We start from the raw sequence: 26084 nt of genomic DNA on the forward strand, positions 1-26084 counted from the left end.
CTTCTATGTACCTGCTGAGAAGGCGTTTCGGAACGTTGCGAGCCATCCAGTTCCATACTCGTTTACACTACTGATAAAAGACTAGCCTTCTGTGCGACCATGAGACAGGATAATGTTTGGTTGGCACGGTGTCGGTCGCTGTGGGTGACCGCGAAAATTCCGAATGTCTTGATAAGCCAATTCTGGCGAAAGAGTACTTCAATGAAGGCGTTTGCAACTCTCGCGCGGTTCGGCCGCGTGTTGCTGATCGTAAGCCTTGCCAGCATGCTGGCGGATCAGTCTGTTGGGCAGAATCAGGACGGGGCAAATGGTGTGGGCTCCACCCAGCCCGTGACCGTTGAGGACGCGACTGAAGCCAAACGGAACGAGCGACGCGAATTCCAAACGCAGGAGCTGATGCTGGCCAAGTCTGGCACCTGGATGTTCAAGCCTGGTGAGACGCCCCGAATCGTGTGGCGAGACGTGGAAACCGTGCGACGGCTTGGGTGCAGCGAATCGTTGCGCGTCCGCTGGTTCGACAAGGAATTGAATGAATCGCCCGAGCCGAATGCGTCCGGTCGCTGGCTCGCCTGGATCGAAGGGACTGCCCCCAATGGCACACCGCTGCGTCGATCCCTCACGTTTTACGGGTTGCCCACGCAGCTTCTTGGGGCCTTCGCGGCGGACCTGACTGTCGCGTTTCCCAACTTCCCTGGCCCGGATGCGCCGGCGGTGCTGCACGAGCATGAGTCCGAAATCGTTCACTTGGCAAACAAAATCCTTGTGCGGGCGGTACTCGGCAGCGAACAAGGAGCCATCCTGGTAGCCGGGCTGACCGAGTCCGAACCGCTGGGACGCCCGGCGCGATACATCGAATCGACGACGGTACAAAACGACGACTGTCATCTCGCGTTAAAGCTGAAACTGCAGGAATTGCAGGGAGAGACACGTCGACTGCGTCCGCCCCGACACCGTAACGAGCCCGCAACGATGCTCGGGGACGGTTCGCCCTCCCAAGCCGGTGTGGCTGCCGACGCCAAAGACAGAATTGATGCTGTTTGCCGCGAATGGGCCGAAGACAGCGGTGAGCCGTTTGTGACGCTTGTCGCCCGCCGCGGTGTGATCATCACTCACGAAGCTTTTGGCGAGGACGTCAGCGGCCAGCCGATCGACCGTGACTACCGCTGCTGGGTCGCCTCGATTACCAAGACGGTCACCGCGATCTTGTTTAGCCAGTTTCTCGACCAAGGACTGATCGACCTGGATGATTCGCTGGCCATGGCGTTTCCAGATTACACCAACGACAACCCGCACGTCCCCACGTTCCGGCAATGTTTCACCCACACCAGCGGATTGTCAGGACACGGCGAATTGGGCGACATGCACACGCCGCATCTGGAGAACGTTGTGCTCAACGGGATCGACGTGAATGAGCCGGGTGTCGGGTATGCCTACTGCGGGTTGGGTTTTGAGTTGGTCGCGAAAGCGATGGAAATCGTCGCCGGCAAAAGCGCCGTTAGACTCTACGACGAGCATCTTTTCCAACCGCTTGAGTTCGGTGACGTTCGGATGGGAAACGCAAGCTCCGACGGTGAGTTCACGGCGTGGGAGCTGGGCGTCTTGGCCCAGTGGATGGCCAATCGCGGTAGTTATGGGACGCGTGAGTTCATTCGCCCGGAAACGTTTGAGCAGCTTTTGCCGCAACCGTTGGCTCTGGCCGACCAAGGAAACACGGTTGAGGAGGGGATTGGTATTCACTGGCAACGGCACCTCAAGCCTGGAGCACCGCCGGCCTCCAAACGCGACGAAGACCTGCTGTTTGGACGGCACTCCTTGGGACACGGATCCTTTTCGGGTTGCATCTTCTTCGTCGATCCAGATCAGCAGCTGATCATCGTTCAGGTGCGCAAGAATAGCGGTCCGCGGAGTGCGGAGTGGTCGTCAAAATTTTTCCAAACCGTCGCCGCGGTTGCGGTCGAGTAGCGAGGCGAACGGATTGGTGGTTCGTGAAAGGTTTTTGTCGGACAACGGTTCTATTTACGAGCTCGGTCTCTCGGGACATTGATTTAAGTACAGCGGAATTTCCAATGTAGCGGAACGGCGCGAGCCGTCCGGTGACGCGGGACCGGACGGCTTGCGCCGTGCCGCTAAAGAAAGCACCTAAACAATCACTGTCCCCCCGTGACCCCCGGCTGTATCCCGTCTTCCGGTTCTGACATCCCCTCGGCCACGCTCACACGAATCCGACGCACGGCTGGGTTTTTGTTTCCTGTCCTACGGAGCCGTGGACTCGTTGACTGATTCGTCGGGACGGACAACCGATTCGGATGCCGATCCACCATTCTTTGCTTTGACGGGATTGAAGCGGGCATGCAACGACTCCCAGTCGAGGACGAGCTTGCCGCCTGTTGACTCGTGTTGCTTTGCCCAGTTCATCAACAAATCCAGACAGGCGTGATCGATGTAATCAAGCTCCGAAAATTCGATATGAAGTTCAGCACGAGCTGGAACCTTCTCTAATTCGCGTGCCAGCACGGGAAGTCGAACGAAAGTGGCGGCACCCTGCAGTGAGAGAGTCACCTTACGTGAGCCCGGTTCGTGCGCTAGCTCGGTGGCCAGGTGAGAGAACGTATACAGGAGTTTGGCAGCGGCGAGTCCGATGCCCACGAGCACGCCGGTCAACAGATCGGTAATGACGATGGTGCTGACGGTGGCGGCGTAAATGGCGACTTCCCCACGTCCGTACTTGCCGAGGTCGCGAATGGACTTGGGGTTGACCAGCTTGTAGCCGGTATACACCAGAATCGCCGCTAAGCTTGCCGTCGGGATCAAACGCAACACAAAGGCCAAGCCGGCGACGAAAATCAGTAGCCAGAGTCCGTGTAGGATCGCGGACACGCGAGTGCGTGCACCCGCTTGAACGTTGGCCGAACTGCGAACAATCACTCCGGTCAGCGGGAGCGCACCTAAGAAACCGCAAACAACATTCCCAACGCCCTGTGCAAACAACTCGCGGTCGTATCGAGTACGACGACCTTGATGCATTTGATCAACCGCGGTCGCACACAAGAGTGTTTCGGCACTGGCAACAACCGCGATCATCAGTCCGGCCTGAAACACGGCCACCCAGGGTGCGCCGTTCAGCACGGAGAGACTCGGGAATCGAACTTCGCTCCACAGGTTGTTGGGGATTTCGACGTACAGCACTGGCACGGCAAGCAGGGCCGCGATCAAGGTCGCCAATACCACGGCGATCAACGGTGCCGGCACGACTTTCAGGGGCTTCGGCGCGAAACCCTGCCAAAGCAGGATGACCGCGATCGTTAGGATGCCAAGGTAGGCTGCCAAGTGGTGGTTCTTTTGATGGCTGATCAGAAGTTCAAGCGACGTCGTCGCTTCGGCCTGTAGCGGCAAAATCTCAGCGATGTTGTTTTGCTGCAATGCGATGGCGGCGGCACCGCTTTGGCGAATCGCCAAGGCGGCGGCCTCATTGATCTTGGTCGATTTTGCACTCGGAACGGAATCCTTTTCGCACTCCTGCAATCGTTGATTGACTGCAATGAGATCCTGAGTGATTTGTGCTTGCTCGGAGGCAAGGTCTGCCAATTCGAGCGACGCGAGTTCGCCAAAGGAATCTGAGGATTCGCGTTCTCGCGCGTCGAATGGATGAGGCACACGTTCGGCCACTTGTTCGTGCAGGTTCACTTGGCGACGGCGGAGGTCACCAACGGTACGCAACATTTCAGTGCGGAATATCCGATCTTCACGACCATTGAGTTCGGGGATCGCCAATCCCTTCCAGATCGCTTGGGGGATCGTTATCAGGTTCTGGAGTCCACTGCCTTTCGGCTTGTCGTCCACCATCACATGAAACTGACTCGCGAAGATTAGAACGCCGATTCCGGCCAGCATTCCTTTGATGACGGCGGGTGACACGGCGCGAAACCATTGGCCGAGTTTCAGAATGCCGGCGACGGCTTGGAGCAGTCCCGCAATCAAGACGATCGTGCCCAGCATCTCCAAGCCGAATCGCTGGACCACCTCGTAGACAATCACCGTCAGTCCAGCTGCTGGCCCACTGACTTGCAACGGACAGCCGGCCAGCGTGCCGACAACCAAGCCGCCGACGATGCCGCTAATCAGGCCCGCCGCCACCGGGACTCCCGAGGCGATCGCGATGCCCATGCACAATGGCAACGCGACCAGAAACACGACGATGGAGGCCAGGAAATCGTGCTTGATGTTCGAGCCGAGCTCGTTCAACTGATCCGTTTCTTGTTGGCTAATCATCTTGCGTCACTTTGCGATCTTGAATGGTCGCGTCTGGGGCAATCAGGATATGCGTCGGGTTTAGATCGATGGCAACCTGGCGGAGACATCCCTCGCGTCAGCGGTGGCCTGTTCCACAGGCAAATACTGTCCCTTCGCGGCGTTGTAACCGAACACCTGTCCGGTTTCGAATTTGTAAACCCAGCCGTGTAGCTTGAGTTCGCCGCGTGCCAGAGCCGCGGCCACCGAGGGATGCGTCCGCAAATTCTCGAGTTGCACGAGCACGTTCTCTTCGACCGTCGCGGTTAGACGGGGAGCTTCGTCCGTGATGTGCTTGTAGTTCTCCTTCATGATCCGTGACGTGGCTTCGGCATGCGTTAACCAGGAACTGACTGCTGGTAACTCGGTGACCATTTCTGGGTGCAGCAATCCGTTCATCGCTCCGCAATGGGAGTGACCGCAGACGATCACGTCTTTCACTTTCAACGCAGCTACGGCGAATTCGATCGTGGCCGCTTCTCCACCCAGGGCGGCACCGTAGGGAGGCACGATGTTGCCCGCGTTGCGCATGATGAAGAGCTCACCAGGTTGCGTCTGGGTCAGCAGGCTGGGGTCGATGCGTGAGTCGGAACAGGTAATGAACAATGCCAGCGGTTGCTGCCCCTGGGCCAGTCGTTCAAAAAGAACCTTGTGGGAATCGAAGTAGTTTTCCTGAAAGGCGTGGATGCCATCGACGAGTTTTTGCATGGAGCTGAGTTCTTGGAAGAAGGGAGAAGCGGTCATCGTGGTTGCAGCGCGGCCCAGGCTTCACACCCGAACTTGCCGCTACCACCGAAAGTTAAGTGGCGGCAGCCTTAACCAGTATCTTAAGGGATTGTAAGACAAGCGGGGGTTGCCAACTCCGTCCGCGCTGAAAGATGAAGATAGCCGTGTTCATTTCGCAAAGGGGGCATTTGTGCACAGCGTCGTTTTCCACGTAGCTCGGTCTCTCGGGACGTTGATTGTTTTCGTGCCTTTTTTAGCGGAACGGCGCGAGCCGTCCGGTCCCGAGTCACCGGACGGCTCGCGCCGTTCCGCTACGTTTGAAATCCTTCAGTAATACAATCGACGTCCCCCGAGACCGAGAATTGCCTGCGTTGTTCGCTTTCGAAGCCTCGGAGAGGCTCCGCTACGTGGGAGGCGAAAACTCCAATACGACTTCTCGAACGGGGCACTGTCCAAATATTTTCCCACTACGGCGCTGCGTTCGCCAGAAAGCGGTACACCGTCTGGTAATTATGGCTGTAGAAAAAAAACACGGCGGCAAGGATTGCTGCTCACGCCGCTACCGAGTCGGTTCCGTTTCGCCCTGCTGTCGTTCGCGAAGACGGGCATTCGCTTCTCGAAGGAGTCTCTTCCTCACGCTTGCCAGTTTCTCCGTTAACGGCAACCTCATGTTCTCCAAAATCTTGATCGCTGATTGCGGGTCACAATTGTGCCGCAGCTCGATGACCGCGATTTGCAGGCGCGCGTTGTTCGCGTACTTCGATGACCGCGATGCGAGAAACCGAAGCGGTAGAAGTCGTTCAGTATGTCGATCTGTTTTGGAAAGTAAGTTGATATACGCAACAAGGGTTGAATCAGGAACAGCAGCGACGCAAGAGTTTTCGCGAAGGCGGTCAAAGCAAGTGACTGCCTGCTCGATGCGATTGGCACGAATGGCTCGGGCAAAAGACTCGAACGCGCTCGCACACGCATTGCGTTTGGGTCGAGTCGATTCCCCGTTGGTCTGACGACCAAGCGGCAAACCACTACCGCCCTCTTTGTACCGCTGGTTTCGAGCCGCCGCAGTCGACGGTGGCAGGATGCCTCCAAGACGAAGTTGATCGACCGCCCGATACGGAGCGGTTTGGAAAAGGGGCAACCCTTTGGAACCACGAGGCAAAGCGTCGTCCTTGGTGCTGAGTGGGCCGATCCCTAATCGTGAGAAGAGATCCCAGCCTTCGCAGTCGACTAAACCATGTTTGAGCATGAAGATCGCAAAGGGGATCCCGACCGACATCCCTAGCAGGTGAAGCATGGGCGTGGACATGCTGAACCCTGTCCACGTCACTTGCAGAAATTCGACCGCAAAGTAGAAGAACGCCACGACACTGATTGGGACATCGATCGTGCCATGGAACAGCCAATTCCAGACATAGAAGAAGTGAATGTCATTTTCGGGAGCCCAGATCACCGCCACGGCGAGCAACGCGAAGATAACACCGGAGGCACCGAGCGCGCCGCCCGCGCCATCGGTGAACAAGTACATCGGGATTTGCCCGATCGCTCCGTCCGCGAGGGCGAGACCCAAATAGAGCAAACCAAATTTATGCCAGCCCAATTTGCCTTCGATGATGAGCCCGAAGCACCATAAGAAGATCATGTTCCCGATCAAGTGGGACCAGGACCCGTGCATGAACGCACTGGTTACCCACTGGAGCGGATTGATTTGGTCAAATTCTAGAATCAGCCAGTCATACCCGCCGCAGTCACCCATTCCGGTGAGAAGAAACAACGCGGTATTCGTGGCGATGATACCGATCGTGGCCACCGGATAATGGTAGACAGGCGCGTCAGTACCGTAGGGTAGAAACATTGGTAGCCACAGGATCGAATCAGGATTTCCACTTCCAGCTACCCAGGCGTCAATTCCGCGAACATGGGGCGCGACATCCAAGTGAAGAATCGCCCCAGCTTGAAAGGAGTTTGGGATGGCCTAGTTCGATTGCCAGGCGACGCGAGATGATTCCTCACGCGTTCGGTTTCGAGGTTTTTCGAACGAGAGCGGACCGGTTGCGCGTGCGATAGGTAATTTGAAACCTTAAGTTGCTCGAACCGTAGGGCTCGCGACCTATCGCTAAAAGAACGAGCGGAACGGCGCAGTAGTTAAATCGACTTTCCGAGAGACCGAGCTATAAGACACGTGACTCCGGGAGAATCTTAGGGCAGGTAGGGCCAGTAGGTGAGTTTGTCGTTTTGATGAGCCACGAATCTGGCTTCACCATCCTGCGAAACGACCACCGCGATGGCGCGATTGAGGCCCTCAACGAGTCGATAGGCGGATCGGTGTCGGGTGCCCGCTGAATCGGCCCGCTCGAGTGTGGATCGATGCGCTTCGATGTCGAGGGCTCGATGGATCTCTTGAACCGGCTTGTCGCCGAGAATCTCGCCACCGAATCCGATCAATCGGAAACTGTGGTCGAGCACCAAAGCTCCATCGACACACATCATGCTCGCGAGAAGATGACCAAACTCGATTAAGCGATCATCGATACGCCTGAGCTCCGCGTCTCGAAATTGTTGGTAGTCATTCCAAGTCAGCAACGCGAGCTGCATCGTCTTGGCGACGTCGAGTGAGCGGGCCATGAGTTGTCGCATCAAGTTGTGATAGACCAACGTCGAATCGTCCGGTTGGAACTTGACGCGAAAACGCAGCCATCGATCGGCCGTGCCGTCGTCGTGGGACCCCTGAGGAAGGAAGACGAGCATGCCTCCGTGTCGCTGGCTGCGGACGATCCGAAGCACGCGGCGGACGACTCCTTGCGCGACGTCTTGGACAAACGTGTCACAAATTTGTGGCATTGGCACATCGCGTTTGGGTTCGGGCAGGCTTTTTAGCAACGATTCCCGCACATCCGCAAAACGTTCTCCGATCCAGGAGGAGCGGAAAGGATCAAAGCCATCGGTAAGCAGTTGTCCCTGGGTCGTTTCAAGCACTCGGGAGTAGCCTGACGCGGCCACGAGATGTCCGGGCCGTACGGCCTGAACAACGAGATGGGGTGGCAGCTGTACACCTTCGAAGCGACTGCCTTCGACGCGGTTAACCCATTCTGTGCCGGTGACCACCATTCCCCAAATCGATAATTTTTCGTCGTCGTCCTTATTGACAGCCAACAGGGCTCGATAAAAGTCGGCCGCACCGGAAAGCTTGCGCAGGTTGTGCGGCGTCATCGGGACCGATTCGTCGAATCCTAACGTGTGGGGGCGGGTTTCATCGGTCAAGCACGACCTGAGTTCGGCCGGGGTGGCGTAAATGATCCGGCAACGAACGGGATCGTCTTCCTCTCGCAACAAACTCGCTTGGTAGGAGACATCCAAGAGCGTCGTCAACGCCGGCGGATCGGGGAGAAGTTCCTCGGCAAATCCTCGCAAACTCCATTGTTTCGCGAGAACTTTGGCCATCTCAGCCGGATACGACGAAATCTGATTCATGAGCGGTGGTATCGGTTGGATTTTGCGGCGAATTTGCTTGGGGGGCGTCATCCCAGACACCACGCGTTGAACCCAATCGGTTGCCGCGAAGGCAACATCGCACCTTCTCCCTGCAAAGTAGCAACCAGAATATCGATGGAGAAGCACGGCCGGTATCCGCCATCGTACGCTCCGCATATCGCGACGCTTGGTACAGCCAAAAAGGGGCGACTTGAGCCATGCCAAGTTTTACGGCTGATGATGTTCGCGCGGTGCCGGGTCGCCTTGCCCGGTTGTGCTCCTTAGCCGTGGAAAGGTTCGAGTGGTTCGAGCGGTGCGTCAATGTTGAACGTCAATCGAATCGCGTGAGACAATGCAGGGCTTGGGCTTGTCAGGTAAAATGTTTGGCTCCACATCTCAACCCGCCAAGAATGTGATCACCATGATTCATCGTTTCGTACGTCAAACCGTTCCCAGGATTCTTGTACTACTCATTTTAGTGGGCAGTCTTGGCAGATGTTCCGGACAGAGCCCGGAAGCGGATCCATCGGGATCGCCCGGCGACACGACCGCTCCGATGGCATTCCGGGAATCTCCGAGTGAACACGATGCTCGGATGCAGTGGTGGCGTGAAGCTCGCTTCGGAATGTTTGTGCACTGGGGGCTGTATTCTGGGTTGGCGGGCACCTGGGAAGGCAAGCCGGTGGCCAAACGTGGGGGCATGGAGTGGATCCAGCAACGCGTGAAGGCGGATACCGACACGTACGCCAAAGCGGCGATTCCCAAATTCAAACCCACGGCCGATTTTGCTCGCCAGTGGGCGAGATTGGCAAAAGACGCCGGATGCAAATATTTGGTCTTCACGACCAAGCACCACGATGGTTTTGGGTTGTTCGATTCGGACGCCGGTGATTTCAATGCCGGGCACGTTCTGCAACGCGACCTCGCCAAAGAAATCGTTGAAGCGTGTCGCGCAGAGGGTTTGAAGGTGGGCTTTTACCACTCGGTAATTGATTGGCACCATGACCAGTACGAGTACGCGTTGTCGAAACAACTTCCGCATCCGCTCAAGGGCAAACCCTACCCGAACGGATCGCGTGATCACACGAAGTATCAAGACTATCTTCATCGCCAAGTCGACGAACTCCTGTCCAACTACGGGCCCGTCGATGTGCTTTGGTGGGATTACAGTTCGATCGATTTTCAAGGTGATCAAGCGTGGCGTTCGAGCGAGCTGATCGATCTTGTCCGTTCGAAACAACCAAACGTCGTCATGAACAATCGGCTGTTTCGAATCCGAGAAGCCGGATGGGCTGGCATGGGAACGGCCGGTTTCACTCCGCAGCTCGATACCAAGTACGGTGACTTCATCACACCCGAGCAGCACATTCCTGCCACCGGAATGCCCGGGGTGGACTGGGAAACTTGCATGACCCTCAACACGACATGGGGGTACAGCGAGCATGACCACGCGTGGAAGTCTGACGAAATGCTGATTCGAAACCTGGTCGACATTGCCAGCAAGGGAGGCAACTATCTTCTCAACATTGGGCCCAAAGGCGATGGCAGCGTTCCGAAAGAGAGCATCGGCTCGCTACAGGCGATCGGTGATTGGATGAGGACCAACGGTGAAGCGATCTATGCGACGCAAGCGAGTCCGTTTGAAAAGCTCGAGTGGGGACGTTGCACGCAAAAGCAACTTGAAGGCGATACGACGCGTCTGTATCTGCACGTGTTTGATTGGCCCGAAAACGGCAAACTCGTGGTGCCTGGATTGGCGAACAAGGCAATCAATGCGGTGATGTTGGCGAGCAATAAAACATTGCCCGTCACCAGCGAAGAGGGGCAAGTCACCATCAGCCTTCCCGCAAAAACGCCTGACAAAATCACAACAGTTGTTGTACTCGACATTAAAGGCACGCCGCAGATTGTTGAGCCTCCGGTGCCTTCGGTGGTGCAGAAACGCGATGGGACTTTTGTCTTAACGGCGACGCAGGCGGTGTTGCACGGTGAATTAAAGATCGAGGGGAAGTACCACGTCAAAAATGTTGGCTATTGGCTGAACCCGGCTGACAAACTCGAGTGGCACATTGAGGTCAGCAAACCTGGGGAATTTACCGTGTCCGCAGAGGTTGCCTCTGAGAAGAGCGGGGAAGTGGTCATCACGGTTGGAACCGAAACGCTGACAGCAAAAGCTCCGGCAACGGGTGACTACGGCAACTTCAAGACAGTGCGACTTGGTACACTTGAGCTGCCGATGGGCAAGCAAACGTTGCAAATGGTCGGCGTCAAGAAAGACTGGCACCCCATGAATGTGACGAAGTTGACATTGTCGCCGGTCGAGTGAAATGGCGAGCCCAGCGTCCATTGAGGAATCGTGTTAATGCTGTTCGGGAAGCCGAGGATTGCCGGAATCGTTTGCGCCGGTGGTGTCGATTTCATCGTTGAAGGCCAATATCACGGGGCGGATGATGACGAAGTAGAAGATCGCGAACACGGAGATGAACCCGGCGGCGAGTAAGCTGGATCGGATGGTGAGTTCCAGTCCGTTTGGTTCGGGGACTGCGTTATTTCGCCACCCCAGGACGAGGCTGGCGACGAACACGTAGGGAAAAGTTAGTCCGAGAAACCATTTCACGGCTCGAACGCGATCGATTCGCTTTGCAATCGCATCCGAGAGGTGACGGCGTGCGTTTAAGTCGGTTCTCATTCGATTCAACATCGATGGGCGCTACAGCTGCAGACGGGTTGATCAAGTATGGGTGTTGAATGGAATTGAGGTCGAGTATAGGCGGAATTGTCTGTACGTGGTTTCCGCGGACTGCTTAAGGAAATGATGGAGGGTGATGATGGCGATGTGGGTGGCTTTGTTTCGTGGCGTGAACGTCGGCGGAAAGAATTTGATGCCGATGGCCGAGTTGACGCGGGTGCTCGAGTCGCTCGCGTGCACCCATGTTCGCACTTACATTCAAAGCGGGAACGTGGTGTTCGGTTCGCGGATGAGCAACCGCGAGAAATTGACTGAGCGTGTGATCGATGCGGTCGAGGAAACGTTCGGCTTTCGGTCCCCTCTGATTTTGTTGACCACCGATGAGTTTTTAGAGGCTCTGAAAAAGAACCCGTTTTTGGAGGCCGTGGCGGTACCCAAGAGTTTGCACTTCTACTTTTTGGCAGAAAAGCCCAAGACACCCGATCTGGATGGAATCGAGCAGTTGGCGATTTCGACTGAGTCGTTCTGCTTAACTGACCGAGTGTTTTATTTGCACGCGCCGGATGGTGTTGGCACGTCGAAATTGGCAGCTCGGGCGGAACGCAAACTTGGCGTGGTCGCGACGGCGCGGAACTACGCGACGGTCGACAAGATTCGTGCGATGATCGAAGCCGCGTGATTAGGATCGAGATGGAAGTTACGGTGGGTCATAGCCACCGGGGTTCCAGGGATGGCAGCGTGCGATTCGTTTGATCGCGGCCCACGTGCCGCGGATGAGGCCGTGCTTTTGAATCGCACCGATTGCGTAGGAACTGCATGTCGGTGTGAACCGGCAATTGGGGCCGAGCAGCGGGCTGATGAAAATTTGATAGCCCCGGATCAGGGTGACGAGTAGGAAAACCAAGCCGGCACGCGGCCACTGCAGCGGTGACCAAGCGGTCGGTTTGGTATCATCTGGTTTTTCGTCACTGTCCATCACTCAATCGTCTCATGAATCGACCTGAAATAGAACCCGGACCGCCCCAAAATGTTGACACGGCTGAAAAACGCGAACTCGTGATCGGTACCGAAACCGATGTTTCGCTAGTCGACCCGTCCGTGTTCATTGCACCCGGGGCTGTCGTCGTGGGCGAAGTGAGAATCGCTGCCGAAGCGAGCATTTGGTATGGCGCGGTGATGCGGGGCGACGCCGAACGGATCGAAATCGGTCCCCGGACGAATGTTCAAGATCAGTGTGTGTTGCACGGCGATCCTGGCATGCCGTGTATTCTTGGGGCTGATGTAACAGTCGGGCATTCCGCGGTTGTGCACGGGGCGACAGTGGAGGACGAAGCGTTGATCGGGATCGGTGCGATCGTGCTCAACGGAGCTCGGATCGGCCGTGGTGCGATTGTGGCGGCGGGGGCACTGGTGACCGAAGGGAGTGAGATACCGGCGGGCATGTTGGCGGTCGGAAGTCCCGCGAAACCGATCAAGCCGGTGGCGGAAGCGCTAGCGAAACGGTGTCGAGATAACACTCAGCACTACGTTCGCATGGCGGCCAAATACAAGGCCAAGTACGACGCCAAGTAGCGGTTCAGTCGTGGTGGCACGGATGTTTGGAAGCTCCGTGTATGGCCAACGAGATTGTGTTTGATGCGGCGCTATTGGAAGCAAAACCGCTGGCTTTTGGTTTGCCTTCGTGAGAGTTGGGCGTGAAGACCTAGCAAGAGCCCTCCCCGGCCGCTTTCGCGTCCGACCCTCCCGCACGCGGGAGGGTGAAGTCATGAAGCGTATGGGTTACTTGGTTGGCTCGGCTCGTGGGAAGGCGGCGGGTTGGCCGTACCACGGTGGATGGTATCCCGACCGCACGGCCAACAAGACCGCTTTGCCGTGTTGGTGTTCCGGGCCGTGGGTGTAGTCCCATTCGAGGCGTTCTTCATATCGAAGAATCCGCAGTTTGGACTTTACGTCGATCGCCATCGCCGCGAGCTGATTGGGGCGAAAGTAATTGATGACCGCACCCGCCGTTTCGCTAACCGGCGAGGTGCTCGTGTTGCCGGGCGGCAGACCGCTGCCAGGATCCTCGGTGGTGTGGACTTGGACGTACAAAAACCCAGTCGAGCTAAGGCTATCGCACATCCGTTGCCAAACCGTTTCCGCATCTGAGGCGGGGACGTGATCGAGCACGGTGGTGGCGATTACGGCGTCGTAGTAATCACGCGGGAAGTCAATTTTTCGGACGTCTTCCAAACGTGTTCGGACGCGATCGGCGAGGTTTCGTTGGGCAGCGCGTTCCGCGATCCGGGCGAGCCCTCGTTCGCTCAAGTCGACCGATTCGACATGATATCCCGCTGAGGCGAGGGCCAGCGAATCACGTCCGGCCCCGGCGCCGAGATCGATTGCTCGGAGTCCGCCAGAGGGGGCGACGTCGACCTGCGAAAGATACGCGGCCAGCGCCGCCGACGGCTCGAGCCCGTATGCGATATCATCACGGTTATAGGCGTCGTAAAAAAAATCGGTTTGTGGGGAAGAACTCACGTCGGCTCACTGGGGGTCGAACGGGAACACGGCCGGACTGGCGTACGATCGCAAGATTTTTGTTTGGATAATGTGGATTTCAGGCAAGATACACGATCGGCGAACGAATCACAGGCAGCGTCCCCGCATTCCGCACCGGGCACCGTGTTCGATTTGAACCCCTCGGACCGGATCCGCACGATCACCGACTCACTCTGACTGCGAACGATGGCATGACTCGATGAATGAATCAACTGGGAACCCCGCGTCGTCTGTGACTCAAACATCCCAAACTCCAACGGCACCGAATCCATCGAAGCTGCGATCGCGATTCACCTCGATCGGTCGGTTCGGTTTAGTCGCGTTTTGTTTGCTCAGCACATTCGCATTCTTGACATCCGGGATGAGTTCGCTTCCGCCAAGCGACACTGATGTCGATCCGACGTCAACTGACGAGACCTCAGTGGCTGCACCAGTTTCGTACGCAGCATTGACGAAAGATCCCGAGCGGATGGCAATCCAAGCGGAACTTAGCCGATTGTGGGAGGAACAGATTGAGGCGTCGGGTTTGGCGGTCGCGCCGGCGGCGAATTGGTTGACGGTGTGTCGTCGGTTGTCGCTCGCCATGGTCGGATCGGGGCTGTCGCTCGAAGAGATTCGCAATCTCGAATCGTTGCCGGAGAACGAACGAATCGTGAGTCATCGCGAAGCGTTGTTGGTCGATCCGCGGTTTCATGATTATTGGGGCGAGCGATTCACGCGATTTTACGTTGGTGCCGACAATGGGCCGTTTCTCGTCTATCGACGTCGGCGATTTCGAACATGGTTGTCGGAACAGTTTGCCGCGCAAACACCGTACGACGTTTTGGTCCGTCGGCTGATCACCGCCAACGGATTATGGACGGATCGCCCCGAGGTCAATTTCTATACGGTGACGTTTGACAGTGGAAACGGGCAACCGGATCCGATCCGGATGGCCGCGAGAACTTGCCGAGCGTTCTTAGGCATTCGCATCGATTGTTTGCAATGTCACGATGATTTCCTCGGGAACGTCTCGATGGGGAATCCTGAGTGGATGGGTGGCGATGGTGATTTCCGAGAAGGAACCCAGCAAGATTTCCATTCCCTGGCCGCGTTCTTTACCGCGGCAAAGAACAAAGGGCTGCGGGGGCTGCAAAGCCGCAATGCGTACTATCAATACCAGTATCTCAACGAAACCGAAGAACAAGACGTTGCACCAAATGTTCCGTTCATGAGAGAGTTGCTGGAACGGCCCGCGAAAGACAAACCGGTCAAATCAGATGCCGGCGAAAATGGCCCGTCGGGGTCGAGCGACGCGGTCACCTTGATCGCGGCGAGGAACGATGCAGAAGATCAAACGGGCGAATCAAACGAGCCGCTGGGCAGCGAAGCTCAGGTCGCGAACGACAACAAGCGGGCATCCCGCGAGGACCAACGTGAGCGGTTGGCTCGGTGGATCACTCACCCGAACAACGTGCAGTTTTCGCGTGCGTTTGTCACGCGGGTTTGGACGTTGATGTTCGGATGCCCGCCCTCGGGTGCAGTGGACGATTTACCGCTCAACGAAGACCCGAGCCCGCTGATCTTGAAGTTATCGCGTGAGTTCATCGAGTCTGGATATGACATCCGGCATCTGATCCGGATGATTACCGACACACCCGCCTTTCGTGTCGACAGTCAATCACCCGACGGTGACGATGCGTTCGAGATAACCGCGCGGCATGAACGATCGATGGCGGTCTTCCCGATCGTGCGGCTGCGTGCCGAACAGGTCGCGGGAGCTGCGATTCAGTCGGGACGTGTCAAAACGCTCGACCGAGAGACTTCGTTGTTTTTGCAGTTTCAACAGTTTCAAGAAGGCAAAGATTTCTTGCGTCGTTACGGCGATCTCGGCGAAGACGAGTTTGACAATGACACTGCGACGATTACCCAGCGTTTGACGATGCTGAACGGTAAATTGACGAGCGAGGTATCGAAATGGAATCCGATCTTAAACACGTCGTCACACGTCGGAATGTTTGCCGCCGATAACGCCAAGGTTGTTGAGTCGTTGTATCTGGCGACTCTCAATCGCTATCCATCTCCTGCAGAAAGCGACCACTTTGTCAAGCGGATCGAAGAGGGGAACGGACGTAGGAACGCGATCATCGATATCGTTTGGGTGTTGCTCAACAGCAGCGAATTTGCGTGGAACCATTGATTTCTCTGAAAGACAAAGCCATGAATTTTAGTAGCCATTCGATCTGCAATCCGTTTGAGCATTTCTCGCGGCGTCAGTGTCTTGGGGCAGGCGGTGGTCTGTTGCTATCGGGTTTGGCGCGTCGGTTGGCGGTCGCGGCGGAACAGGCGAAGGACGCTGGCAAGCCTCCGATGAGCGTGATTTTGTTGTGGCTCGAAGGAGGTCCGAGTCAACTCGAGACGTTTGATCCGCATCCGGGCGTGATCGCGGGCGGAGACACCCAAGCGATCGCAACGAGCGTGAAGGGGCTGCAGATCGCCGACACGCTTCCTCAGACGGCCGAACAGATGCATTTGGCGACGTTGATCCGTAGTGTCGTCGGTAAAGAGGGGGATCACGAGCGAGCGGTGTATAACATCAAAACCGGTTATCGCCCCGATCCGACGTTAATCCACCCTTCGATCGGTGCCGTGCTATGTGACGCCGATGATTCGGGGGCAGATATCCCGCGTCACATTTCGATCTTGCCGGGTCGATCACCCGCACGCGGTGGTTTTCTCGGTGCGAAGTTCGATGCGTTCAAGACGGGGGATCCGCGTTCGTCGGTTCCCGATGTCAGGGCGCGCGTTGATGATGAACGTTATCAGCGGCGGCTCGCGGATTTGTCGGAGGTGCTCGAACCGCAATTCACTCGGCGTCGTTTGATCGACATGCAGACCAACCGGACGTTGCACATGGAGAGTACCGAGGCGGCGCGGCGGATGATGTCGAGTGATCAATTGACCGCGTTCGATGTGACGCAAGAGCCGGCTGAATCGCTCGCCGCGTTTGGTGACGATCAGTTTGGACGCGGTTGTTTGGCGGCGGCCCGGCTGATCGAAGTCGGTGTGCGGTGCGTGGAAGTGACGCTCGGTGGTTGGGATAGTCACGTCAATAATCATTCGCTTCAATCGACCGCCGCCGCGAGGCTCGATCCCGCTTTGGCGGCGTTGATGACGCGGCTCGAAGAACGCGGTTTGTTAGATTCGACGTTGGTCGTTTGTGGCGGGGAGTTTGGACGGACGCCGCGGATCAACACGGCAGGCGGACGGGATCACTGGCCGCACGGATTCAGCATCATGCTCGCCGGCGGCCGGTTTCGCAAAGGGTATGTCCACGGTGCGACGTCCGATGCGGTGGACAAGAAAACGGCGGAAGGGCACGTCGGCGATCCGGTAGAGATCGCGGATATTCATGCCACCATTCACGCGGCGCTCGGTTTGGATCCAACGCACGAATACTCCACTCCGATCGGCCGACCGATGGCCCGTGCGGAAGGACGCGTGTTGAGCGAGTGTCTGGACTCGTAAGCGAGATTCCTTTAGCGACGTCGCCGTTGGATCAGGAATTCAACCGCGTGCGGTGCAAGTGCGTTTGCAAGAACGAGCGAAGTTTCACGCTGCGGGCGTGCTCGACTTCGGTGAGCCGAAGCGTGAGCGTGACTCGTTCGGAATCGCTGAGATTGACCGTGCCGCTGTCGTCTTGAGTTTCCAGCCAATCGAGTGACAAGAGTTGATTCAGATCGATCGCGGTCTTGGGGCCGCTAAGTTTGAGGTGAACCCCATCGGGACGTTTCGTTTCGAGCTCAGCCCATAACGGGAGCGAGTCGTTGGAGTCACCCGTTTCGAGTTTGATGCCGACGCGATCGGGGGCGGGGTAGTCGAGCGATTTCTCTCCGGCGACTTTGGCCAACAAGTCCAGTGCGGAATCGACGAGTTCGAGGGGCCAGTTCGGTGCCGAGTTTTCTGGGAAGCCTTTGGCGAGCGTGTGCCACCGACGACCAAGAGCTTTCCAAGGTTGCGATGCGGGAACTGCCGAAGGGAGCGAGGCCACCGCGGAGTTGGTTTCGGCGACAGGTTTCGCCGGTTCTAACGAAGGCGTCTGAGTTTCGACGATTTCGATCGGCGGCTGCGGCGGAGTCTCTTCAATAGGGGCCGGCACGCGACGCGGGACGGGTGTTGGGAATTCACCCGGGGCGAGCGGTTTGGCGGTGCGGGTGCCGTGGAGGGCGTCAGCCAGGAAAGCGGCGGTCACGGAGACCGGACGTAGCGACTGGCTTGCATCTTGCGTGGCGGTCGCGGCGAGCCCTTCGGGGGTGCCTTCGAAGATGACACTGCCGCCGTGCACACCGGCGCCAGGGCCCATGTCGATCACCCAATCGGCACACTTGATGACGTCCAAATTGTGTTCAATCACGATCACTGTGTTGCCGATTTCCACGAGCTGCTGCATGACGTGGAGCAGTTTTTCGATATCGCCAAAATGCAGGCCGGTCGTGGGCTCGTCGAGCAGGTAGAGCGTGTGTCCGGTCGCGGGACGTGCCAGTTCGGCGGCAAGTTTGACGCGTTGGGCTTCGCCACCCGAAAGTGTCGGTGCGGACTGGCCGAGCGTGACGTATTCAAGACCGACGTCGCAGAGGGTTTGGATCACGCGGTGGATTCGTGGTTGGTAGGCGAACAGATCGGCCGCTTCACCGCAGGGCATCTCGAGCACATCGGCAATGCTGCGTCCGTGCAGTTTGACTTCGAGGACGTCTTCGTTGTACCGCCGCGCCCCGCACTCTTCGCAGGGGATCCAAACGTCGGGCAAGAAGTGCATTTCGATTTTTCGTTGCCCCGTTCCTTCGCAAGTTTCGCATCGTCCGCCGGAAACGTTGAAGCTGAACGTACGCGGCGTGAAGCGACGTTCACGCGCCGCGGACAGGCTGGCGAACTCGCCGCGGATCAAATCAAACACGCCGGTGTAGGTCGCCGGGTTGCTGCTCGGTGAGTTGCCGAGCGGTGATTGATCGACCCGGATGACTTTGTTGATGTACCGCAGCCCACCAATCTCGTCGTGTCGTCCAGATTGAATACGGGCACGGTGCAGTCGCCGCGCGAGTACCGGGTACACGATGCCGTTAATGAGCGAGCTTTTGCCGCTGCCGCTCGGTCCCGTGATGGCGGTCATCACGCCCAGCGGAATGTCGATGTCGACGTTGTTGAGGTTGTTTTCGCGGGCACCGCGGACGGTCAGGAAATCAACCATCGGTTTGCCCGCATCCGAATAAACCGGACGGCGGACTGCGGGCAGTTCGATCTGTTTTTCGCCGGAAAGGTATGGTTCCGTGACGGACGTTTCGCGAGGAACAATCCGGGATGGCGGGCCTTCGGCGACGATATTACCCCCGTGTCGACCGGCTCGCGGACCGAAATCACACAGGTAGTCACTACCCGCGATCACGTCATGATCGTGCTCAACGACCAGCAGCGTGTTGCCTTGGTCGCGGAGGCGGTGGAGTGCCGAAAGCAATCGCAAGTTGTCTCGCGGGTGCAGCCCGATTGTGGGTTCGTCGAGCACATAAAGCACACCGCAAAGACCACTGCCGAGTTGCGCTGCCAATCGAATCCGTTGGGCTTCGCCACCCGAAAGCGTCGAGGCTCCCCGGTGCAACGTCAGGTAATCCAATCCGACATCGCGCAGAAAGCGGACTCGTGACTCAACTTCACGGACGAGTTCCCCAGCGATTTTGCGTTCGCGTTTGTCCATTTCCCACGCGTCGACTTCTTCGGCGAGTCGATCGAGAGGCATGTGAACGAGATCACCGATCGTGTGCCCGCGGAACTTCACCGCCGCCGAATCGTCTCGCAAGCGAGAGCCGTTGCAAACGCTGCAATCGATTTCGGCGACAAAGGTTTCGAGTTTTGCACGCAGCCCCGGGGTCAACCGTGACGCTTCTTCGAGTGCCGGGTAAAAACCTTTGAACTGGTATCGGAACAGGATGTCGCTTGGATGCCCTTTGCCGGTCGCTTTGGCGACCTCATCGGATTCCGCCGTGTCGCCGCGGCGGACTTCGATCCAGCGCGGTCCGAGGCCGTGGAAGAGCATCCGTTTTTGAGACAAAGTCAAACGCTCGATCGGTTGATTGATCGGGATGCCGGTCGATCTCGACAAGGCTTTCAACATCCACCGGCTGACCGCTTGATCGGTCTTGGGCCATAGCAACGCGCCGCCGTCGGCGAGTGTTTGTTGCGGCGTGCCCATCAAGGCGGCGGGATTGGTTCCCGTTTGCGTGCCGAGGCCTTGGCAGCCGGGGCACCAACCGACGGAAGAGTTGAACGAGAAATGGTGGGGTGTGACTTGATTGAACGAACGACCGCAACAACCGCAAACGAGGTGTTGGCTGTGCCGGATCGTTTCCCATTCGGGTTCGTCGCGGTCGGAATCGGCGATCGCGATTTCGATCACGCCGGCACCGAGTGACAATGCTTGCTCGACGCTGTCGCTGATCCGCGAAGCCTCGTCTTTGCTGATCTTCACGCGGTCGACCACCACCGCGACACTCTGCACGCGACGGGAATCGAGCGGTTTGGCTTCGTCCAGATCGATGGTTTCGTCATCGATGCGAACGCGTGCGTAGCCGCTTGATTTGAGTGTCGCCCAGGTTTCCATCGACGCTTCGCCCGCAGCGACTTCGATCGGGGCCAGCACGAGAGCCCGCGTGCCGTCGGGCATTTGCAGAACTTTCTCGATGATTTGATCGGAGGTCTGCGTTCCAATTGGGAGCTCACAATCGGGGCAGTGCATCGTGCCCAGTTTCGCAAACAGAATGCGAAGGTAATCGTAGACCTCAGTGACCGTTCCCACGGTACTGCGCGGCGAATGACCGAGGTTCTTTTGTTCCAACGCCACCGCGGGCGACAATCCTTCGATCCGCTCGGCCTTGGGCTTTTGAACTTGGCCGATGAATTGTCTTGCGTAGCTGGACAGAGACTCGACGTAGCGGCGTTGGCCTTCGGCGTAGATCGTGTCCATCGCCAACGAGCTTTTGCCGCTGCCACTCGGGCCACAGAACACCGTCATCGCGTCGCGCGGGATCGCGACGTTGACGTGTCGCAGGTTATGCTCGCAGGCACCTTCGACGACGACGTGCGTGCGAGCTTTGGGTGGCGGAGCGACGACGTCACGGATCGCTTTGGCGAGTCGTTTGGGTTTCTCTCGTTTGATCCCGAGCACCCCAGCCAAGGCTTCTCCAGTGTAACTGTTGGCAGCTCGTGCGACGTCCGCCGGTCGTCCTTGGGCGACGATTTCACCACCGCCACGACCGCCTTCGACACCCATGTCGATGACCCAGTCGGCGGTTTTGATCACGTCGAGGTTGTGTTCGACGATCACGACCGAGTTGCCGCGATCGGCGAGACGGTTGATCACCCCGAGTAGCAATTCGATGTCGGCAAAGTGCAGACCGGTCGTGGGTTCATCAAGCACGTACAACGTGTTGCCGGTGTCGCGTCGGCTGAGTTCTTTGGCGAGTTTGATGCGTTGGGCCTCGCCTCCCGAAAGCGTCGGAGACGGTTGGCCGAGTTTCAAATACTCGAGACCAACATCGACGAGCGTTTGCAGTTTCTCGGCGATCTTGGGGATGTTTTCGAACAGGCTGAGTGCTTCGGAGATGTCCATGTCGAGGACATCGGCGATCGATTTGCCTTTGAATTTGACCGCCAACGTTTCGCGGTTGTAACGTTCCCCGCCGCAAACCGGGCACGTGACCCAAATGTCGGCGAGGAAATCCATTTCGAGTTTGTTGGCACCGTTGCCGTCACAAGCACTACAGCGTCCGCCTTCGACATTGAAGCTGAACCGTCCGACGGTGTAACCGCGAGTTTTCGCGTCGGGCAGTTTCGCGAACAGATTGCGGATTTCGTCGAAGACTTTGACGTAGGTTGCCGGGTTGCTGCGAGGCGTGCGCCCGATTGGCGATTGGTCGATGGCGATCGTTTTGTCGAGATGCTCGATCCCTTCGATCGAATCGTGTTCGCCGGGTTCGGATTCAGCTCCGTTGAGATCTCGACGGAGGGCCGGTTCGAGGATGCCACCGATCAACGAACTCTTGCCGCTGCCCGAGACGCCGGTAACGCAAACGACGATTCCAAGAGGAATGACTGCGTCGACGTTTTTGAGGTTGTGATACTGGGCACCGCGAATCGTCAGCGTTTTCGATTCGTCGATGTCGCGAGGTTTTTCCGGCGGCACGATCGCGCGGCGTCCCGACAAGAACGCACCCGTGACACTTTCCGATGATTTACAAACGTCTTCAATCGAACCGGACGCGACCACGTGGCCGCCTTTGACCCCGGGACCGGGGCCGAAGTCGACGATCATGTCGGAGGCCCGCATCGTGTCTTCGTCGTGTTCGACGACGATCAGCGTGTTGCCTGCGTCACGTAAGCGGGTGAGTGTTTCGATCAATCGGTCGTTATCGCGGGAGTGCAACCCGATCGAAGGTTCGTCGAGAATGTAGAGCACCCCCGAGAGCCCCGATCCGATCTGCCCGGCAAGTCGAATCCGTTGTGACTCGCCTCCCGAAAGCGTCGGGGCGGTTCGTCCGAGCGTGAGATAATCCAGACCCACGCCAAGCAGAAAGCCGATCCGGCCGCGGATTTCTTTGAGGGCTTCTGAGGCGATGCGTGCGTCGGTCGGCGATAAGTCGATGTCGCGGAAAAACTCGGCAAGTTCTTCGATTGCCAAATCGCAAAGCTGCGGCAGGGTTTTCGAGTGAGCCGGAATTTCGCTCGGCACGCCGTCACCGTTGCGCTCGCTCGTCGGCGGGAGATCGCCAAAGGATTTGCTGGTGATACGAACGGCGGATGCTTGTGCGTTGAGGCGACGGCCGTGGCAATCCGGGCAGTCGATCGTGCTCATGTGTTTTTCGAATTGCCGCAGTTGCAGCTTATTGCGACCGGTTCGATAGCGGTCCAGCAATTCTGGGATCAGGCCTTCAAACTCGACGATGTACTTTTTGGCTTTCTTGCCCGTGATGGCAGACGTATCGAGCGATTCGTCGGCGCCCCACAACCAAACGTGTCGAGCTTTCTCGGGTAGTTCATCCCAACTCGATTCCAGCATCGTGCCGGTGTTGAGCTCGAGAGCTTCGTCGATCGCATCGGCAAATCCCATGTAGATTTGCCGGCGATAGCGACCCACGTCGCCCCATTTGCCGAGCAACGGAATCGCTCCGCCGCGGATTGATTTCGACGCGTCGGGAACGAGCAACTCGGGCACGAACGTGTACAGGCGGCCAATGCCATCGCAGGACGTGCACATTCCCTGCGGGCTGTTGAAGCTGAACAGTTGCGGCGTGGGGGCACGGAAACTTGTTCCACACTGCGGGCACGAGTATCGTGAGGAGAACAAGTGATCTGTTTTCGGCGGTCCGACTTCATCAATGTCGGTGCTCGTGATCGAAGCGATCAAGGTCGCATCACCCAGCTTTAAAGCCAGTTCAACCGCTTCGCTGGCCCGGGCCCGATCGAGTGACGCGTCGATCTTTCGCGGCAAAATGATCCGGTCGATGACGACTTCGACGTCGTGGCGGACCGCACGATCGAGCGGCGGAGGATCGGACAAGCGGATTGTGTCCCCGTCGACGCGGGCGCGGTTGAAGCCTTGTTTTCGCAAATCTTCAAAGAGATCTTTGAACTCGCCTTTTTGACCGCGAACGAGCGGGGCGAGAATCCACAGCGATACGTCGTTGCCATCGCCCTCGACGTCGGCATCTTCGACACAGCCGAGGATGCGGCTCAAAATCGCGTCCGCGGTCTGGGCTTGGATCGGCGTTTCGCAGTACGGGCAATAGCCGGTGCCAACGCGGGCGAACAGCACGCGGAGGAAGTCATGGATTTCCGTGATCGTACCGACGGTACTTCGCGGGTTGTTGCCCGTTGACTTTTGGCTGATCGAAATCGAGGGGCTCAGTCCCGTGACGAGATCGACATCGGGTTTGGGCATTTGCCCCATGAATTGTCGAGCCGAGTTGCTAAGGCTCTCGACGTATCGACGTTGACCTTCGGCGTAGAGCGTGTCGAACGCGAGCGAACTCTTGCCGCTGCCCGAAACGCCTGAGAAGCAAATCAGTTGGCCGCGAGGCAGCGAAAGATCGATGTCTCGCAAATTGTGTTCGCGGGCACCTTTGACCGTGATTTCTCGCGTGCTCGGATCCACCACGCGCGGCGACACATCGCGACCGTTCGGCAAATCACCGGTGGTCGAAATCGCACAATCCTTTGGGGCACGGTCGGTCAAAGCGAGAAATCAAACGAATGAGGTGCGATCAAGAGACGGGCATTCCGGTTGCCGCTCAGAGGAGGTCAGGTGGGCAGGGCGAGGCGGTATGCGGCGAGGCGGTGCGAGGCGAATCAGGTCCATCGTCGCGTCGGGGCAAGTGGGTGCGTATCGAGCGAAGTCTGCGGCGACCAATACGAACCGAGCCGCTCGGACGTCGCAGATCAACCATTGGAACATCTCCCGCCGTGTTTGCAAACAAACTCAGCTGCCGAGAGATCTCCGGCTGCATCAGTTGAGTTCCTCCGGCAACGAACCGGAATCGCGGAGGTGACGTTGCAGGTAGTTGGCACGTTCGATGTGTCGATCGCTCGTGGTCAGCATCCGACCTTGCAGTTTTTGCAAGTGGGCCGGTTGGGTGTGGATGAACAATTTGTTGATCGTTGCGACTTCGACGTCGTCGATCAGTCCCAAGTTCACGCCCATTCGCACTTTTGACAAATAGTGCATCGTCTCTTCGCTGCTGATCTTCCTCGCCGTGCTGAGGATGCCGAGCGCGCGGCTGACGTCGTCGAGCAAATCCTGTTCGCCTTTTTCCATCAGGAAGTCGCGGGCTTTGCGTTCATAGTCGATGATCCGAGGGACAACTTCTTCACCAACCATCGTCAACAGTTCGCGTTCGGTATGGCCGAGCGTCACCTGATTACTGACTTGGTAAAAGTCGCCCGTGTACTGCGAGCCTTCCCCGTAGAGTCCCCGCACGGTGACGTTGATCCGCTGCATGCTCCGGAAGACCTTTTCGATCTGTTGCGTGATGACCAGACCGGGCAAGTGCAACATCACGCTGACGCGGAGGCCCGTGCCGACGTTGGTCGGGCAAGCGGTCAGGTAACCGAAACGAGGGTGAAACGCGTACAGCAACTCACCTTCGATCGCGTCATCGAGTTTGTCCATTTGTTCCCAGGCACTGATCAGGTCCAGCCCACTGTGCATGACCTGGAGTCGCAAATGGTCTTCCTCGTTGATCATCACCGAATACTGCTCGCCGGGATCGATTGCGACGGCACGACTGCCCTCGGCTTCGGCGATCTCGCGGCTGATCAATTGTCGTTCGACCAGGAATTGCCGATCGACTTCGGCCAACGAATCGATATCGACGTATTGGATGTCATCCCAACCGGCGAGGGCTTCGAGCCGCGTGCGAACTTGGCGTTCGATTTTGCGTCGATCGTCATCGCTGCATTTCTTGATAAACGGAAATCCGGCGAGGTTTCGTGCCAATCGGATCCGGCTGCTGATCACGATGTCCGATTCGGGGCCGGTTCCTTTGAGCCATTCACCGCTGTTTTTGACTAAGACGGAGAGGTCCGTGGCTTGTTTCATAATCCGCCCCCTTCGCCAGATGCCGATTCCTCAGAGTCGGCGTCGTCATTTTCGGACGGGGGCACGTAACCTGGGTGCTTGGGGTCGCCTTGGATTTCGTTGATTTTGTCGCGGATTTGCGAAGCCGTTTCGTAGTCTTCGTTTTGCACGGCCGCCTCCATCGCCTTCCGCAGGCTGATCAATTCCGCTTGGGCGTCGACGTTCGCCGCCGCGCGAGAGGGCCGTTTGCCGGTGTGTTCGAGGGAATCGTGGATGTTGATTAGCAGGGGCGTGAGGTCAGATTCGAAGTGGGTGTAGTCCATCGGGCATCCGAGCCGTCCCGAATTACGGAACTCGAAAAACGTGATGCCGCACGACGGGCATTCTTTCTTGTCGAGTTTCTGCAGTTCTTCTTTGGTTTGCCCGAGTTGCAATTGTTTGGCGAGAGCCCCGGTGATCGTTTTGATCGGGCTAGGCGCTTCCTTTTGAAGCACTGTACGGGCGTGGTGCTCGCACAGATGCAGAATCTGCGGGCCACCCGGTTGGGTAAGCTCGGTAATATGGAAGGTGGCGGGTTTGTCGCAATACTGACATTTCATGGGGATCTCGATGCGTAGGTTGTCGGTATTACGTTCCGGGGCGTCGGCAGGTTTTCATCATTGGCGAAGAAACGTTCAGGGATTCTATCGCTGCCCCTAGGAGTGTCAACGCGAGCGAAATGAACCGTAATTGTTCCCGGTTGTCGTTTTCCCTTAGTCTGCCCAAACTATTGCC

The 26084-nt window shown here is 57.5% G+C and carries 16 protein-coding genes; 6 read left to right on the top strand and 10 right to left on the bottom strand.

Going from position 1 to position 26084, the window contains the following annotated elements; all coding sequences use genetic code 11:
* The first annotated feature begins 201 nt into the window (after positions 1-201).
* Complete coding sequence (locus NB063_RS02575) at positions 202-1962, top strand: serine hydrolase domain-containing protein (RefSeq protein WP_250927167.1); 1761 nt, start codon at positions 202-204, stop codon at positions 1960-1962.
* Positions 1963-2253: 291 nt separating this feature from the next.
* Here NB063_RS02575 and NB063_RS02580 read toward each other — a convergent pair whose 3' ends face one another.
* The 4 genes from NB063_RS02580 to NB063_RS02595 all read right to left on the bottom strand — a co-directional run bounded on the left by NB063_RS02580 (position 2254) and on the right by NB063_RS02595 (position 8481).
* Positions 2254-4269, bottom strand: a complete 2016-nt coding sequence (locus NB063_RS02580) for a SulP family inorganic anion transporter (RefSeq protein WP_250927168.1) — start codon at positions 4267-4269, stop codon at positions 2254-2256.
* A gap of 60 nt (positions 4270-4329) precedes the next feature.
* Positions 4330-5031 (bottom strand): carbonic anhydrase, encoded by a 702-nt coding sequence (locus NB063_RS02585; RefSeq protein WP_250927169.1) that lies wholly within the window; start codon positions 5029-5031, stop codon positions 4330-4332.
* 541 nt (positions 5032-5572) lie between these two features.
* The gene (locus NB063_RS02590) at positions 5573-6865 is read right to left on the bottom strand and encodes a rhomboid family intramembrane serine protease (protein WP_250927170.1); all 1293 of its coding nucleotides are present in this window, start codon (positions 6863-6865) and stop codon (positions 5573-5575) included.
* 344 nt (positions 6866-7209) lie between these two features.
* Entirely contained in the window at positions 7210-8481 is a 1272-nt protein-coding gene (locus NB063_RS02595) for a putative sensor domain DACNV-containing protein (protein ID WP_250927171.1), read from the bottom strand.
* 421 nt (positions 8482-8902) lie between these two features.
* On the opposite strand from NB063_RS02595, the gene NB063_RS02600 reads away from it, so the two are divergent.
* Positions 8903-10807 (top strand): alpha-L-fucosidase, encoded by a 1905-nt coding sequence (locus NB063_RS02600; RefSeq protein ID WP_250927172.1) that lies wholly within the window; start codon positions 8903-8905, stop codon positions 10805-10807.
* 33 nt (positions 10808-10840) lie between these two features.
* Here NB063_RS02600 and NB063_RS02605 read toward each other — a convergent pair whose 3' ends face one another.
* Positions 10841-11170, bottom strand: coding sequence for a preprotein translocase subunit YajC (locus NB063_RS02605; protein ID WP_250927173.1), 330 nt, complete (start codon positions 11168-11170; stop codon positions 10841-10843).
* 136 nt (positions 11171-11306) lie between these two features.
* Here NB063_RS02605 and NB063_RS02610 point away from each other — a divergent pair, with 136 nt between their 5' ends.
* Positions 11307-11849, top strand: coding sequence for a DUF1697 domain-containing protein (locus NB063_RS02610; protein WP_250927174.1), 543 nt, complete (start codon positions 11307-11309; stop codon positions 11847-11849).
* An 18-nt stretch (positions 11850-11867) separates the two neighbouring features.
* Here NB063_RS02610 and yidD read toward each other — a convergent pair whose 3' ends face one another.
* Positions 11868-12146, bottom strand: coding sequence for a membrane protein insertion efficiency factor YidD (yidD, locus tag NB063_RS02615; protein WP_250927175.1), 279 nt, complete (start codon positions 12144-12146; stop codon positions 11868-11870).
* 14 nt (positions 12147-12160) lie between these two features.
* Between yidD and NB063_RS02620 the strand changes: the two genes are divergently transcribed.
* Positions 12161-12742 carry a gamma carbonic anhydrase family protein gene (locus NB063_RS02620; protein ID WP_250927176.1) on the top strand — a complete coding sequence of 194 codons (582 nt, stop codon included), beginning with the start codon at positions 12161-12163 and terminating at the stop codon, positions 12740-12742.
* Positions 12743-12949: 207 nt separating this feature from the next.
* On the opposite strand, the gene NB063_RS02625 is transcribed toward NB063_RS02620, so the two are convergent.
* On the bottom strand, positions 12950-13690 hold the full coding sequence (locus NB063_RS02625) for a class I SAM-dependent methyltransferase (protein WP_250927177.1): 741 nt from the start codon (positions 13688-13690) through the stop codon (positions 12950-12952).
* Positions 13691-13910: 220 nt separating this feature from the next.
* On the opposite strand from NB063_RS02625, the gene NB063_RS02630 reads away from it, so the two are divergent.
* Together NB063_RS02630 and NB063_RS02635 are read left to right on the top strand one after the other, a co-directional pair.
* The gene (locus NB063_RS02630) at positions 13911-15890 is read left to right on the top strand and encodes a DUF1553 domain-containing protein (RefSeq protein ID WP_250927178.1); all 1980 of its coding nucleotides are present in this window, start codon (positions 13911-13913) and stop codon (positions 15888-15890) included.
* 20 nt (positions 15891-15910) lie between these two features.
* Positions 15911-17218: a DUF1501 domain-containing protein gene (locus NB063_RS02635; RefSeq protein WP_250927179.1), complete on the top strand. Its 1308-nt coding sequence runs from the start codon at positions 15911-15913 to the stop codon at positions 17216-17218.
* 31 nt (positions 17219-17249) lie between these two features.
* Here the strand turns inward: NB063_RS02635 and uvrA are convergent, their stop codons facing one another.
* The 3 genes from uvrA to NB063_RS02650 form a co-directional block, all read right to left on the bottom strand.
* Positions 17250-23888, bottom strand: a complete 6639-nt coding sequence (uvrA, locus tag NB063_RS02640; protein WP_250927199.1) for an excinuclease ABC subunit UvrA — start codon at positions 23886-23888, stop codon at positions 17250-17252.
* Positions 23889-24239: 351 nt separating this feature from the next.
* Positions 24240-25331: a protein arginine kinase gene (locus NB063_RS02645; RefSeq protein ID WP_250927180.1), complete on the bottom strand. Its 1092-nt coding sequence runs from the start codon at positions 25329-25331 to the stop codon at positions 24240-24242.
* Positions 25328-25909, bottom strand: a complete 582-nt coding sequence (locus NB063_RS02650; RefSeq protein ID WP_250927181.1) for a UvrB/UvrC motif-containing protein — start codon at positions 25907-25909, stop codon at positions 25328-25330. Before NB063_RS02650 ends, NB063_RS02645 begins: the two co-directional genes overlap by 4 nt.
* Positions 25910-26084 lie beyond the last annotated feature (175 nt).

The organism is Aporhodopirellula aestuarii (assembly GCF_023701485.1).
Taxonomy (GTDB): domain Bacteria; phylum Planctomycetota; class Planctomycetia; order Pirellulales; family Pirellulaceae; genus Rhodopirellula; species Rhodopirellula aestuarii.

Coding starts and splice junctions, on each gene's coding strand:
- NB063_RS02575 (WP_250927167.1), top strand. CDS start 202: ATGAAGGCGTTTGCAACTCTCGCGCGGTTCGGCCGCGTGTTGCTGATC.
- NB063_RS02580 (WP_250927168.1), bottom strand. CDS start 4,269: ATGATTAGCCAACAAGAAACGGATCAGTTGAACGAGCTCGGCTCGAAC.
- NB063_RS02585 (WP_250927169.1), bottom strand. CDS start 5,031: ATGACCGCTTCTCCCTTCTTCCAAGAACTCAGCTCCATGCAAAAACTC.
- NB063_RS02590 (WP_250927170.1), bottom strand. CDS start 6,865: ATGTTTCTACCCTACGGTACTGACGCGCCTGTCTACCATTATCCGGTG.
- NB063_RS02595 (WP_250927171.1), bottom strand. CDS start 8,481: ATGAATCAGATTTCGTCGTATCCGGCTGAGATGGCCAAAGTTCTCGCG.
- NB063_RS02600 (WP_250927172.1), top strand. CDS start 8,903: ATGATTCATCGTTTCGTACGTCAAACCGTTCCCAGGATTCTTGTACTA.
- NB063_RS02605 (WP_250927173.1), bottom strand. CDS start 11,170: ATGAGAACCGACTTAAACGCACGCCGTCACCTCTCGGATGCGATTGCA.
- NB063_RS02610 (WP_250927174.1), top strand. CDS start 11,307: ATGATGGCGATGTGGGTGGCTTTGTTTCGTGGCGTGAACGTCGGCGGA.
- yidD (WP_250927175.1), bottom strand. CDS start 12,146: ATGGACAGTGACGAAAAACCAGATGATACCAAACCGACCGCTTGGTCA.
- NB063_RS02620 (WP_250927176.1), top strand. CDS start 12,161: ATGAATCGACCTGAAATAGAACCCGGACCGCCCCAAAATGTTGACACG.
- NB063_RS02630 (WP_250927178.1), top strand. CDS start 13,911: ATGAATGAATCAACTGGGAACCCCGCGTCGTCTGTGACTCAAACATCC.
- NB063_RS02635 (WP_250927179.1), top strand. CDS start 15,911: ATGAATTTTAGTAGCCATTCGATCTGCAATCCGTTTGAGCATTTCTCG.
- NB063_RS02645 (WP_250927180.1), bottom strand. CDS start 25,331: ATGAAACAAGCCACGGACCTCTCCGTCTTAGTCAAAAACAGCGGTGAA.
- NB063_RS02650 (WP_250927181.1), bottom strand. CDS start 25,909: ATGAAATGTCAGTATTGCGACAAACCCGCCACCTTCCATATTACCGAG.